At 45.2% G+C, this 13,522-nt stretch carries 12 protein-coding genes; 9 read left to right on the top strand and 3 right to left on the bottom strand.

Annotation, left to right across the window (positions count from 1 at the left end; all coding sequences use genetic code 11):
- Positions 1–153: 153 nt before the first annotated feature.
- The gene (gene polA / locus RIM23_RS21385; protein ID WP_446369106.1) at positions 154–3,096 is read left to right on the top strand and encodes a DNA polymerase I; all 2,943 of its coding nucleotides are present in this window, start codon (positions 154–156) and stop codon (positions 3,094–3,096) included.
- A 239-nt stretch (positions 3,097–3,335) separates the two neighbouring features.
- Here the strand turns inward: polA and RIM23_RS21380 are convergent, their stop codons facing one another.
- Positions 3,336–4,118 (bottom strand): DUF4058 family protein, encoded by a 783-nt coding sequence (locus RIM23_RS21380; protein ID WP_446369104.1) that lies wholly within the window; start codon positions 4,116–4,118, stop codon positions 3,336–3,338.
- 138 nt (positions 4,119–4,256) lie between these two features.
- Here RIM23_RS21380 and RIM23_RS21375 point away from each other — a divergent pair, with 138 nt between their 5' ends.
- From RIM23_RS21375 to RIM23_RS21355, 5 genes are all read left to right on the top strand, one after another.
- A complete protein-coding gene (locus RIM23_RS21375; protein ID WP_446369102.1) occupies positions 4,257–4,502 on the top strand; it encodes a DUF4160 domain-containing protein in 246 nt (81 codons plus the stop codon).
- A gap of 125 nt (positions 4,503–4,627) precedes the next feature.
- Positions 4,628–5,065, top strand: coding sequence for a DUF2442 domain-containing protein (locus RIM23_RS21370; protein WP_446369100.1), 438 nt, complete (start codon positions 4,628–4,630; stop codon positions 5,063–5,065).
- Positions 5,066–5,249: 184 nt separating this feature from the next.
- Positions 5,250–5,741, top strand: coding sequence for an acyl-CoA thioesterase (locus RIM23_RS21365; protein WP_446336258.1), 492 nt, complete (start codon positions 5,250–5,252; stop codon positions 5,739–5,741).
- Between the two features lie 28 nt (positions 5,742–5,769).
- Entirely contained in the window at positions 5,770–6,051 is a 282-nt protein-coding gene (locus RIM23_RS21360; RefSeq protein WP_446336257.1) for an HNH endonuclease, read from the top strand.
- A gap of 130 nt (positions 6,052–6,181) precedes the next feature.
- On the top strand, positions 6,182–6,946 hold the full coding sequence (locus tag RIM23_RS21355) for a class I SAM-dependent methyltransferase (RefSeq protein ID WP_446369098.1): 765 nt from the start codon (positions 6,182–6,184) through the stop codon (positions 6,944–6,946).
- Between the two features lie 46 nt (positions 6,947–6,992).
- Here RIM23_RS21355 and RIM23_RS21350 read toward each other — a convergent pair whose 3' ends face one another.
- Positions 6,993–7,688: a Uma2 family endonuclease gene (locus RIM23_RS21350; protein WP_446369096.1), complete on the bottom strand. Its 696-nt coding sequence runs from the start codon at positions 7,686–7,688 to the stop codon at positions 6,993–6,995.
- A 273-nt stretch (positions 7,689–7,961) separates the two neighbouring features.
- A complete protein-coding gene (locus tag RIM23_RS21345; protein WP_446369094.1) occupies positions 7,962–8,855 on the bottom strand; it encodes a tetratricopeptide repeat protein in 894 nt (297 codons plus the stop codon).
- Between the two features lie 86 nt (positions 8,856–8,941).
- Here RIM23_RS21345 and RIM23_RS21340 point away from each other — a divergent pair, with 86 nt between their 5' ends.
- From RIM23_RS21340 to RIM23_RS21330, 3 genes are all read left to right on the top strand, one after another.
- Positions 8,942–9,724 carry an ABC transporter permease gene (locus tag RIM23_RS21340; protein WP_446369092.1) on the top strand — a complete coding sequence of 261 codons (783 nt, stop codon included), beginning with the start codon at positions 8,942–8,944 and terminating at the stop codon, positions 9,722–9,724.
- A gap of 34 nt (positions 9,725–9,758) precedes the next feature.
- Entirely contained in the window at positions 9,759–10,601 is an 843-nt protein-coding gene (locus RIM23_RS21335) for a DUF3598 family protein (protein ID WP_446369090.1), read from the top strand.
- 264 nt (positions 10,602–10,865) lie between these two features.
- A complete protein-coding gene (locus RIM23_RS21330) occupies positions 10,866–13,103 on the top strand; it encodes a response regulator (protein ID WP_446369108.1) in 2,238 nt (745 codons plus the stop codon).
- Positions 13,104–13,522: the final 419 nt, after the last annotated feature.

The raw sequence follows: 13,522 nt of genomic DNA, 5'->3' as shown, positions 1-13,522 counted from the left end.
TGTCGTGCCCCTACTCTAGACATGTCGTGCCCCTACTCATAGTGGTTAAACGGTAAAACCTGCGTCCTCGTTTGATGGCTTGATAGTCTGCTCCGAAAAACTCACCCAAACAATAGTTCTGTACAGGCAGATGCAAGTCGGTAAAATGGGGCTATGTCTCAATCAAAGCCTGTGCCTAACTCCTCTCCCTCTGCTGAACCCATAACGACAGAGAAACCCCTGTTTATCCTGGTTGACGGTCATTCTCTGGCTTTCCGTTCCTATTATGCCTTCATTAAAGGAGGTGGATTGCGAACAAAAACAGGGATACCTACCAGCGTGTGTTTTGGCTTTCTCAAATCCCTGTTAGAGGTGATCACTTCTCAGCAACCTCAGGCGATGGCGGTGGCGTTTGACCTAGAATTGCCCACGTTTCGTCACGAAGCTGACGATACCTATAAAGCCGATAGACCGGAAACACCAGAAGACTTTATCCCAGATTTGCAAAATCTGAAGGAATTGCTGACGGCGTTGAATTTACCCGTCTTGGCAGTACCTGGTTACGAGGCTGATGATGTGTTAGCCACCTTGGCACATCTGGCGACTGATGAAGGGTATCAGGTGAAAATTGTAACCGGCGATCGCGACCTGTTTCAACTCATCGATCCGCAAAAGCCGATTACAGTTCTCTATCTGAGCAAGGAGGATTTGAAGCGTAGCAGTTCCACAGGAATCCAAGAGTATAGCACCCAAGAGGTAAAAAATAAACTGGGTATTACACCCGAACAGGTGGTGGATTACAAAGCTCTTTGTGGGGATAAATCCGATAATATTCCGGGAGTGAGGGGAATTGGTGAAAAAACGGCGGTTAAGTTGCTGAATGATTTTGGTTCCCTGGAAAGCATTTATGCATCCCTTGATCAGATTAAAGGCGCAGTAAAAACTAAGCTGGAAACGGGAAAACAGGATGCCGAACATTCTAAATATTTAGCGCAATTGAAGTTTGATGCGCCTGTGGATGTGGAGTTAGAGGCGGGGAAGTTAGAGGGATTTGATACATCTGTCCTCAAACCCCTCTTGCAAACGTTGGAGTTTGAGTTTTTTCTGAATAAAATTGACGAACTCCAGCAGCGTTTTGGTGGAAACGTCGTGGAAGAGACGGGGACAGAACAAGAACCATCTGTTGAAGACAGTAGTCCTGATTCTTTCTGGACAGCCGATGAAACGGAAGACTACCAGAAGCAAACTGCACTCAGTTGTCCGATTCAACCTCAGATTATCGATACAAAAGATAAGTTGGAGCAGCTTGTCGAAATCCTCAAAAACTGCACCAACTCCGCAACTCCAGTAGCTTGGGATACGGAAACCAGCGCTTTAAAGCCACAGAACGCCCAATTGGTGGGAATTGGCTGCTGTTGGGGAATTGAACCAGCAGAAGTTGCCTATATCCCCATCGCCCATGAGCAAGGTGACAATTTAGAGCAACAGAGGGTTATAGAAGCACTCCGTCCTATTTTAGAGAGCGATCGCTATCCCAAAGTGCTACAAAATGTAAAGTTTGACCGTCTGGTGCTGCGAACTCAGGGGATTAAACTAGCTGGGGTAGTCATGGATACGATGTTAGCCAGTTATGTTCTCAATCCAGATAATAGTCATAACCTTAATAGTTTGACTGAGCGTTATTTAGAAATTCAGCTAGAAAGCTACAAGGATTTAAAGATTCCCAAAGGAAAAACCATTGCTGCACTGAGTTGTCAAACAGTGGCAAATTACTGCGGGATGCAAGTTTATGCCACGTTTCAACTGGTTCCAAAACTGCGAGGAAAACTGGAAGAAATTCCAGCGCTAGAAAAGTTGTTGCTGAAAGTTGAACAACCTCTAGAACCCGTTTTAGCCCAGATGGAATATCAGGGAATTCGGATTGATACGGCTTATCTCAAAGAACTCTCGGAATCCCTAGAAAAACAACTCGCAGACATTGAACATAACGCTTATAAAGAAGCAGGAGTTGAATTGAATTTAGGCTCTCCTAAACAGTTAAGTGAATTACTGTTTGAAAAACTGAACCTTGACCGCCGCAAGTCACGAAAAATGAAAACGGGGTACTCAACAGATCATGCCACATTGGAAAAACTACAAGGGGATCATCCGGTTATTGATGCCATTTTAGAACATCGTACCCTCTCTAAATTAAAATCCACCTATGTTGATGCGTTACCAAAACTGGTTGATCAAAATACCCAGCGAGTGCATACGGATTTTAATCAAACCATAACCAGTACTGGACGTTTATCTTCATCGAATCCTAATTTACAGAATATTCCAATTCGGACGGCGTTTAGTCGCCAAATTCGTAAAGCATTTTTACCTGAATCGGGTTGGTTATTAGTATCAGCAGACTATTCCCAAATTGAGTTACGCATTTTGGCACATCTGAGTCAAGAACCTGTACTGGTGGAAACATACCGGAATAATCAGGATATTCACGCGGTAACGGCGAAGTTATTGTTTGAGAAAGAAACCTTAACACCAGACGAACGACGATTGGGTAAAACGATTAACTTTGGTGTGATTTACGGTATGGGAGCCCAGCGATTTGCTAGGGAAGCGGGAGTATCGGCGGCACAAGGAAAGGAGTTTATTGACCGATTGAAGCAGCGTTATCCCAAAGTTTTCGGGTATTTGGAGCAAATGAAACGGGACGCGATCGCGAACGGTTATGTGGAAACTCTTTTAGGTCGTCGGCGTTACTTTGAGTTCAATAGCAACAAACTGCGCGAGGCTAAAGGGAAAAATCCTAAAGAGATTAATCTTGATGAATTTAAGGGAATCGATCAATATGACGCTGGGTTACTCAGAGCCGCCGCGAATGCTCCGATTCAAGGCTCTAGTGCTGATATTATCAAAATTGCCATGGTAAAAATGCATGAGGTGTTACAGAATTACCAGGCGCGATTACTGTTACAAGTTCATGATGAATTAGTCTTTGAAGTTCCACCCAATGAATGGGAAGAATTGCAAGCAAAAATACCGGAAACAATGGAGTCAGCGGTTGAGTTGACTGTACCGTTGGTGGTAGATGTGAGTGAAGGGAAAAATTGGATGGAGGCGAAGTAACACTGATTTCACGGATTTAGAGGAGAGTTTAGGGTGGGGTGGGAGAGGTTAATAGAACTGATTGCACAGAGGGTGAGTTCTCTGTGTCAATAGGTGTGCTTTACTATTCAGGGTTTTGGAAAGTTTTATCTTTTCTGTGAAATCCGTGTCAAGACATCGGGTCATACCCAATCCGAGTTAGCTACCCTCGTTATAACCTAGTCCGCGCAGGCGGACGAAAGGCAAGTGTAGCAGCGATTTCAATCGCCGTAGCCAAAGGGGGTATTACTTGCCAAAATTTCGCTAATCCAGCTCGCGTCTTCAGGTGGAAGGGCGGGTTGGACAGGTTTTGAGTAATCAATCGCTAGGTCAAATCTAGCACGCTCATAAATCTGATTAAGTAACTGTTGTAGGTCTACAATGGGTTCAGAATCATCTTGGCGTAAGGGGACAGGAAATGCTGGAATCGGTTCTTTTAAACCAAAGGTATATAAATCGGCATCCGGTCTGCAATATCCCCGACTAACCAGGATACGATAACCTGTCTGAGTATCGCCAATAATTGGCATTGGTTTGCCAACTCTGAGCAGATCAATTTCAACGAAACTGGTTGTTGATGCCAAAATTTTCTGGCGTTTATTTTGATACGCCTCTCGACCATCCTTGGCAGATTTATTTTTGGGAGAGAGGATTTCTATTACAGAGACAACAGCACCCGTTTGGGTTGATCTAACCTCTAAAAATCGTTCAGTAACCTGTTCCGGTACAGGGACTTTAACCGGAGTGGGTTCAGCTAACCGGGTAGCCGTGACTGTTGAACCAGTACGAGTGGAGTCTCGACGAGAAACCGCCACATCTGCAATTCCTACGAGTAACGAGTCATCGATGCTGGTATAGATGCGTTCCTCAATCGCTACCCGATATTTAGGAACGATTTGAGGGGTAATGGCATCTGCTACCGCCACAATAAGTCGATTATGGACTTGATGCCATAGGTCTGGCAACTCCAAGTAGGGGTTCATTCCTGGGAATGGATTGTGCATTATTTTTTGCCTAAATCATGCCCCAATACTCTTATAGCTTACTGCGATACTACTATTGGTTGCTTAACAAAACCCAAGGAGTTAGGTTAAGTTGAAAATAACTCAAGCCCTTGGGTTTTTAACTATATTGAACCTTTTATGCCAACTGTTTTACGCAAAGATGGCTTGAGTGTACGTATTTATACCAATGATCACCTTCCATCTCATGTCCACGTCATTAAGGCTGGCGGGGAAGCCAAGATTAACCTTGGTAGCGAAACAGAACGCCCTTCATTCGTCAAAATATGGAAAATGAGTGATTCAGATGCAGTCAGGGCGATGAAATTGGTTATTGCTCATCAGACAGAACTACTAGAGAAATGGAGAGATATTCATGGAGAATAATACTGAATATTAGTTTTACTTAAGATAAAATTAAATAGGCTTTTATAGATTCAGTGGTGTTATGTTTTCCCTAATACATAACACCTAATACCTAACACTTACTCTTTAGAAAAGATAGCTTAATCATGAAAAATACCGATCTGAATGAAGAAACATTAAAGAATGAGATCGCCCAAGCAAGATCAGCAGCACAAGTTGCCGATGCTTCTGAACCACGCGCTCAATCCGTCCATTATGATCACAAATCTGGTCGAACTGTTATTGAACTTCAAAATGGAGCCAGTTTTTTGTTTCCCCCAGAGTTAGTTCAGGGGTTGATGGATGCCTCGCCAGATGACTTGGCACAAGTGGAATTGACACCATCTGGTGAAGGTTTACACTGGGAAACACTAGATGTTGATCTCAGTATTCCATCCCTAATGCTCGGAATATTTGGAACTAAGGCTTGGATGGCTGAATTAGGTAGTAGAGGAGGCTCTGTAACTTCAACAGCTAAAGCAAGAGCAGCTCGTCAGAATGGTAAGCGAGGAGGGCGCCCACGAAAAACAGCTCAGGATACATAATCTGGAAACTCAGAAAAACAGGACATTAACAAACTGTAAACTAAAGCGAGATCAGCTAAATACTGACGATAACCACTTGCTCTAAATCCAATCTACATGTATCGGTTATTCCTGCTTGCAGTTTACGGTTGTTCCTGTGCTATCTAGGTAGTAACACAGTAACGTTCTCCCTTAGTTTAGTAATATGTCTGACAATTTCCAATCTTCGGCTCAACTTCCACCAACCAGCGCCATCCAAAGTCACTCTTTAACAGCCACCACCGAACACTGGTTTGAGTATCCGGTGCGGGCACATCCTCACCACAGCGATTATGCAGGTGTGGTTTGGCATGGTAATTACTTAACCTGGATGGAAGAAGCACGGGTAGAATGCTTACGGTCTATTGGCATCGAGTATGCTGACTTAGTGGCGATGGGATGTGAATTACCCGTGGTTGAACTCTCTGTGCGCTATCACCGTCAGCTTCGCATGGGTCAGACGGCGATTGTCAAAACCCGGATGACAGATATGGACGGAGTCCGCATCTATTGGGATTACCAGATTCAATCGCCCGATACCAAAGAACTCTATGTAACCGGTCGAGTAACATTAGTAGCTGTTGACCGGGAGAAAGGCAAGATTTTGCGAAAATTACCGTCAGCCGTCAAAGATGCACTCGTGAAGCTTTCACTCTAACTTGTCTGTGATAGGACAGCAACTCACTATGATTTGTCAATTATGTGAACGAGAGGTTGAGCGTTTAACGATTCATCACCTAATTCCTCGACAGAAGGCAAAGAAGAAAAAAGTCGAGACAATTCCCACGGCGATGATTTGTTCTGCCTGTCATCGGCAGATCCATTCTCTGTTTGATAATACTCACTTATCCCAAGAACTCAATTCTTTGGAAAAGCTAAAAAATGAACCTCAAATGCAGAAGTTTTTAATCTGGGTGCAGAAGCAAGATCCTTCTAAACGGGTACGAGTGCATCGTCAACATTTCTAGATTTAGAGTGTTGATTGCCAGGAATCAGGAATCTATAAAAACAGCAGTTGATTCTTCAAGGCGCAACGCGATCGCGAAAAACCCAATATCTTCGGTACAATCTCAAGGATAGTCGTTATCCTCAACGCTTGTGAGTTCTCATCCCACCAACCCAATTCAGACTCATCCAGACTCAGCCGCCCCCAACTCCATATTCCCCGGAGAAGTCTTTGCCAAGACGGCTGAGTTTGATCTTTATATCCGGCAACTCTTACCGCGATATGATGAAATGCTAGAGGCGATCGCACGCTGTATTCCGCCTCAGGCGAAACGTATACTGGATTTGGGTTGTGGGACTGGCGAATTGAGTTTCAAGGTACTCCAGCGCTATCCCCATTTGCAAGTCGTCGGCGTGGATTATTCTCCCCGGATGATTGAGTTTGCCACAGCCAAACTAGAGACAGCCGGATATCGTCAACGGTGGATGGGTATTGAAGGAGATTTTGGCGATTGGGCAAATCATCAGTTATCGGTGGGAGAGGGTTTTGATGCTTGTATTTCCTCTCTAGCTATTCATCATTTAACCGATGAAATGAAGGTAAAACTGTTTAGCAAAATTAGGGAAAGCCTTAACCCTGGTGGTGTGTTTTGGAATGCTGATCCGGTTGTCCCTGAATCACCCATTTTGTCAGAAACCTATAAGAAGATTCGCGAGGAATGGTGTGTACAACAGGGAACTACGTTAGCCGAAGTCAGGACAAAAACAGGCAAAAGTATCCCCTATGGTTATTCTCAACCCGATCAACTAGCAACATTAGAAGCCCATCTAGAAATGTTAAAAGCGGCTGGATTTGAAACTGTAGCCGTACCTTGGAAATATTATGGGTTAGCGGTATTTGGTGGAAACAAACCATAGGGTAGAGGTAGCAGGGGTTGTAGAGACGCCTCCATCTCATCAAAACTCATAGGTCAGGTTCAAGTCCTGCGGCTCGCAATTGTGCGGCTAATCGCTCTGCTTTTTGACGTTCTTGTTGGAGTTGTTCTTCCGCAACAATTGCCCGATTTTGGGCAGCTTGTAACTGTTGCTGCACCTCTAGATAATCAGCAAACGGTTGACCGTCAGGGCGGTAAATCACTAATGTTTCTTCAGTGAGTTCAAAGCGAATTCCCAACCGCGAGGAAACCCAACCATTCATCTGATCAATGACATCGAGCCACGATTCTGAGCGCATCCATCCCATTAAGCGATTTTTATAGGGATCGTAGAGATAGTATTCTTCGACTCCATATCGATCGTAAAATAACAACTTCCGGTTCATTTCCTTGCGCGTGTTTCCTGGAGAAAGAATCTCAAACACAACCTGGGGAGCGATATCATCATTTTCTTGCCACTGATGATAAGAACCTCTGTCTACTTTAGGCACTCCAAACACGATCATCACATCTGGGGCTTGACGCAATTTGTTATTCCCTTCCTCCGGATACCAAAGTAAGTCTCCCGCCACGAAAACATTATTGTCTGAGGCAAATAACCAAGCTAAATTATAATAAATGACGTTAATCCAGCGAAATTGAATCGTATTATCTGCCATCGGTTGTCCGTCACTATCAGGATAAATGATTTCGCTAGCGGTTTGGGACAGCAGTTGTGTTGTCATAGTTGCTTTTCAATTATCTGTACTACTGTGTATTTTATGGCTATTTTTATATTATAATTAGCAAAAGTTTAGTTATAGCAGTAGACACATAGATTAGGACAAGTAGAGACGTTCCGCCGGAACGTCTCTACCATAAGATGTGTCCTAACTTGTGTCCTTACCGAAAAAGGGGTAGTTAACCCGAATTTAGTATTAGTTGGATTTTTGGGATCTACCCAAATCGATGATAGGCTCGCATCCCTTACTACGAACTACGAATGTCTGGAATATGATTTATGGACTTTCTTCCCCTTCCGGAAGTGGTTCGGGAAAATCGGGTGTCGGGTTATTACCAGGGGATGCAGTTGGTGCAGGTGTAGGCTGTTCACTTAATGTGGCAAGTTGCTTGACTTGATCTTTGCGCTCCTGCGGTGCGAGAGAAACCGCCGTGGTAAATAAAGGCTTGGCTTCTTCCGTTTTCCCTTGTTGGCGGAGAATTAGGGCTTTAGCCAATACGGGGCGAAAATCTTGGGGGTTTTCTTCGATCAGTTGATCATATATGGTGAGGGCTTCTGTAAAACGTTGTTGACTCAGGTAGACTTCACCTAACAAAAGTTGGATGGAACTCACATCCACTCTACCGGGTTGAGTCTGATTCTGTTGTGCGGCATTTTTGATCTTATCTTGCAATAAACCAATTGCTGCTTCTGGACGGTTTTGCTGAATATACAGGACGGCTAATCCTTTCAAAGCATTGATATCTCCGGGCTGTGAGGCTAAAATTTGACGGTAGGCTTGGGCTGCACCTTCGCGATCGCCTGTTTGTTCTTTCGCTTGAGCTAGCAATACCCCAAATTCCGGTTGGTCAGGATTCAGTTCAGCTAAGGCTTCTAGGGGTGCGATCGCGCCTTGAACATCCCCTAGCCGCAGTTTTGCCTCTAATAATCCCCGCAACGCGGTTTGATTTTGCGGTTCTCGCTGTAAAACCAGTTGATACCCTTTGGCTTGGTCTTCGAGTTGAGTTTGCTGTTCTGTTGATAGGCTGGGTTGGGTATTCGGTGTGGCGACAGCAGAAGGCTGATTGCTCTCTAGAACAGTTCCCAACAGAGGAATAATTGATACACCTACTAATGCTAAAACTGCCAGCCCTAACACGACTTTGATCCAAACCCTGCGTTTTTGAGACACAAAAATTCCTTGAACTCTACTGACATTATGAACGCCTTGCCGTCTTTTGTGCCTCCTCAGGGGTGATTTCTGCTATCTTAATTAAGATGAAACGATATCTGAACGTACTACAGTTGTTCTGGAGTACTGCCCTCGCCGCTGAGCTAGAGTATCGCCTCAACTTTCTGATTGCTGCCTTAAGCAGTCTAGGAAACTTAGTGGGCAGTGTATTTGGGTTATTTTTGTTTTACCGCACGGGCTATACCTTTCAGGGCTGGAGTTGGGAAGAAGCCTTAGTGATTCTGGGGATTTTTACCCTTCTCCAAGGGTTTGCGGCGACGCTGCTGAGTCCTAATCTCAATCGCATTGTCAACCATGTCCAACAGGGTACCCTCGACTTTATCCTGCTTAAGCCGATTAGTTCTCAATTTTGGCTGTCATCGCGCACCCTGTCTCCTTGGGGATTGCCCGATTTAATTTTTGCTGGAATACTTCTAGGATATGCAGGTGAACGCCTTGAGGTCAGTTGGTTTAATTACCTCTTGGGCGCAGTTCCCCTGTTTTTTGGTCTGATCAGTCTTTACAGCCTCTGGTTTATACTCGGAGCCACGAGTATTTGGTTTGTCAAAATTTATAATGTGACTGAAGTGCTGCGCGGGTTTTTGGAAGCTGGGCGTTTTCCGATGGTGGCTTATCCCGCCGTTTATCGATTTTTCTTTACCTTTGTCGTCCCTGTGGCGTTCTTAACTACGATACCCGCAGAGGTGATCCTTGGTCGCGGTGAGTTGGTCTGGGTGGTTGGTGCTGCTATTCTGGCATTAGGATTACTGCTAGCGTCAGGTATCTTTTGGCGGTTTGCCCTACGGTTTTATACCAGTGCGTCGAGTTAATTAGGGGAACAGGGAACAGGGAGCAGGAAAAACAATGCGATCGCAATGGGACAGTTTACTACAAAATTTAGGCGAATGGCAAGGTTCATTTACCCGCTTTTCGCCACAAGGAGAACCGTTGACGGATACGCCAACGGTTGTCAGCTTGGAGGGACTCAATCAGAATCAAACGGTGCGCCAGGTGATTCGTCGCTATCCCCCTGATCGCGCCGTAGAGGAAACGGTCTTAGAATACAGTTCCTTAGCCAGAAGTGTGTTAGTCGTCGAGACGGGCGCTTTTTCCCAAGGCTCAATGCAGTGGGGTCCTTTTTCCGAATTTGGTGCTGAATTAGGCTTAATTGCCGGAAATCGTCGCCTGCGGTTAGTGCAACTCTACAATAAAGACGCTCAACTGTCTCAGTTAACCTTAATTCGGGAAAAACGCGCCGGAACCGATACCCCAGAACGTCCCCCCCTAACTGTTGATCAATTACTGGGAGAATGGCTTGGCGAAGCCATCACCCTCTATCCCGACTGGCGCTCGCCAGATACCTATTCCACCCAACTCACGATTGAACGTCAAGACAGCAACCGCCTCATCCAACAGCTAACCTTTGGCGTCGGTGAATCTGTTCGCACCCTAACCTCCAGTGCTAGAATTGACGGAGCAATACTCCATTTCCAGGACGGCGCATTACCTGTTCAAGTGGTACTGCTTCCCGATGGCACGTCTTCTAACTGTCCATTAACCATTAAATCTGGTCACAGTTTCGTCCTAGAAGTCGGTTGGTTAGTCGAACCCAACCTACGCCAGCGACTGATTCGTCGCTATAGCGATCGCGGATCTTGGGTTAGTTTGACGTTGGTCAAGGAGAAACGAGTGAAAAATCTTGCGTAAGCAGTTATCAATTATCATTATCAGTGATTGCTGCTAAACTTATCGCTCACAACCCTAAAAAATAATCATTAATCTAGGCAACTTTCAGGTTGATCAAACTTGGCGAGAAGACCTCAACTAACCCTCGACAGGTATAGTTGGGGAGAATGTTAAAGTAATCGGTAGACCCTTACTATCTAATAGTAAGTAGTTACCCAGCGTCACAGTACCCAGGAGGGAGGGTGAATATGTGGACAGTCTTGGCGAACCAATTTTTAGGGTCATATATTCCCCGATCTACCAGAACCTTGGCGAGAAGACCATCAACGGGCGTTACAAGGAGAGATTATTACCAAGAGTGAAGATGTCTGGCAACGGGCTGATGGTAAGACAATTTATGAACATTGGGCAATTCATCCCTGGTATACCCCAACTGGGGAAGTAGGCGGAATTGTACTTGCCTGTTTTCCAATTAATGAGTTAGTAGAAGCGCGAGAAGCGGCTTTAGCAACGGCACGGCTAAAGTCTAAATTTCTGGCAAATATGAGTCATGAAATCCGCAGTCCGATCAACGGTGTCTTAGGAATGATGCGATTACTCTTGCAAACGCCTCTAAACCCGCAACAAGTTAATTACACTCGAACGATCGAAAGCTGTGCTAAACATCTGCTTACGGTGATTAATGATATTCTTGATGTTTCTAAACTAGAAGCCGGTAAAATGCTTTTGGAGCAGATCGACTTTAGCTTAGACAGTTGCCTGGATTCTGTGATTGATGTCTTAGCAGTACAGGCAGAGGCAAAGGGGTTAGAATTAGCAATCCTGGTTGAACCTAATGTTCCTCGGCAGTTACAGGGTGATCCAGGACGTTTACGTCAGATTCTGTTGAATCTGGTGGGTAATGCAATTAAGTTTACGGATGCAGGGGAAGTTGTGGTGCGGGTAGCGGTCAGTGGGCATCAACCCACAGATACCTTATGTCAATCTTCTATTACACTGCGATTTGCTGTTACTGATACCGGAATTGGCATTAGCGCGGCTGATCAATCCAAGTTGTTTCAAGCATTTTCCCAAGTCGAGGCTTCAACAACGCGGCGCTATGGAGGAACGGGTTTGGGACTGATGATTTGTCAGCAACTGGTTGAGTTGCTGGGGGGTAAAATTGGGGTTAAGAGTGAGATAGATCAAGGCTCAACGTTTTGGTTTACCGTACCCGTTAAGACACAACCGCTACCGCCCGCCCAAGCCGTTCCCTGGGCACTACGCCAGCTCAAAATCTTGGTAACAGCAGAAAATGCGACAACTCGCCAAACCGTGCGATCGCTTGTGGAAGCCTGGGGGATGCAGATTGATGAAGCCACGGATAGTACCAGTACTATGGATGCATTAAGAAATGCGGTGACGCGATGCCATCCCTATGATGTAGCTATTCTGGATTTGCAACTCCCTGGGAGTCAGGGTGAATGGATTGTGCCGATGATTCGCTGTAATCCCAGTTTGGCTTCCACTAAATTGATTGTGATGACAACGATGCATCAACTTGATGCGGTGCAAGAGTTGGAGTCTATGGATATTTTGGGTTACCTGATTAAACCCGTGAAAGCGTCACAGCTATGGGAGAGTCTATTGGGTGCGGTGACGCCTGAGAAAGATCTGGAGAATTGGCAAGCTATTATCCATCAACCCACTCGTCTTAATCACCCGTCCAACTTGAAAATTTTACTGGTTGAAGATCATCCAGTGAATCAAACTGTGATTCTGAACCAGATGCAAATGCTGGGTTATGAACCTGAGTGCGCCAGTAACGGGTCAGAGGCTCTGGCTAAATTACAAGCTAAATCTTACGATATTGTGTTTATGGACTGTCAGATGCCTGTCTTGGATGGTTATGATGCCACTCGTGAGTTACGACGCCAAGAAGGGTCAAATCGTCATACGATTGTGATTGCTTTAACGGCTAGTGCCGTAGAGAGCGATCGCGAAAAATGTTTGGCGGTGGGGATGGATGACTTTCTCACTAAACCCTTTGAGCAAGCTACCTTACAGGCAATGATCGAACGTTGGGCAAAGTCAGGGGAAGCAGGGGGATCTGGGGGAGCAGGGGAAGCAGAGGGAGCAGAGGGAGCTAGGGAAGAGGAAATTAATTCGAGTCGTTTGGCGTCTACAGACTTCTACCTTGATGACACATTGTTCGATACAGAACGTCTAGAGGTGATCTCCAGAGGTCAAATCATCCTGCAAAAGCAACTCATACAAGCCTTTATGAAACATACTCAACCAGGACTCGAACAAATGTATCATGCTCTCCAGATTCAAGATTTCGAGATGATTGAGCAACAAGCGCATCGGCTCAAGGGTGCGAGTGCGAATATTGGCGTGCGACTCATTCCCAAAATCGCCGCCCAATTAGAGCAACAGGCGCGGGACAAAAGCTTAATCGGTGCAAATGAGCGACTGGAATCCTTAAAACGACAATTAGAGAAAGTGCAAACGTTTCTGCTTGGCACAGTAAATTTGAGGTAGGATGGGCAAGATGAAGCAACGTCTATGTAGGGACGGGTTTAGGGATCAATCTTGATTATTTCCCTTGATTGGGATACCAAACCAGCCATCTTGCTACAATCTGTCCAAACAATGTTCATTCGATAATCTGTACCTCGCACATTTTGATCCGCTTGCCAGACACCGTTCCGAAAAACCTATGCAGATCTAGTCAGATCTAGGCATATCTGTACACAGTCGGAACGTGCAGACTAAGACTCATCGCAGTCTACGTTAGACAGGTCACGACACCAGCCATGTGAACGCCAGCATCATGCTCTGTCGAATTCAGTTAAGCAATCAGTGAACAGGTTTATAGCTGTAGTGCTGAATTCGTCAAAAGCCCGTCTAACATTGTCGAGGCAAACTTTACTTAGCAATAAGGTTGACAGAAGATGTCA

The sequence above is a fragment of the Coleofasciculus sp. G3-WIS-01 genome (genome assembly GCF_040223135.1).
Taxonomy (GTDB): domain Bacteria; phylum Cyanobacteriota; class Cyanobacteriia; order Cyanobacteriales; family Coleofasciculaceae; genus Coleofasciculus.
This window is presented reverse-complemented; position numbering and strand designations above follow the sequence as displayed.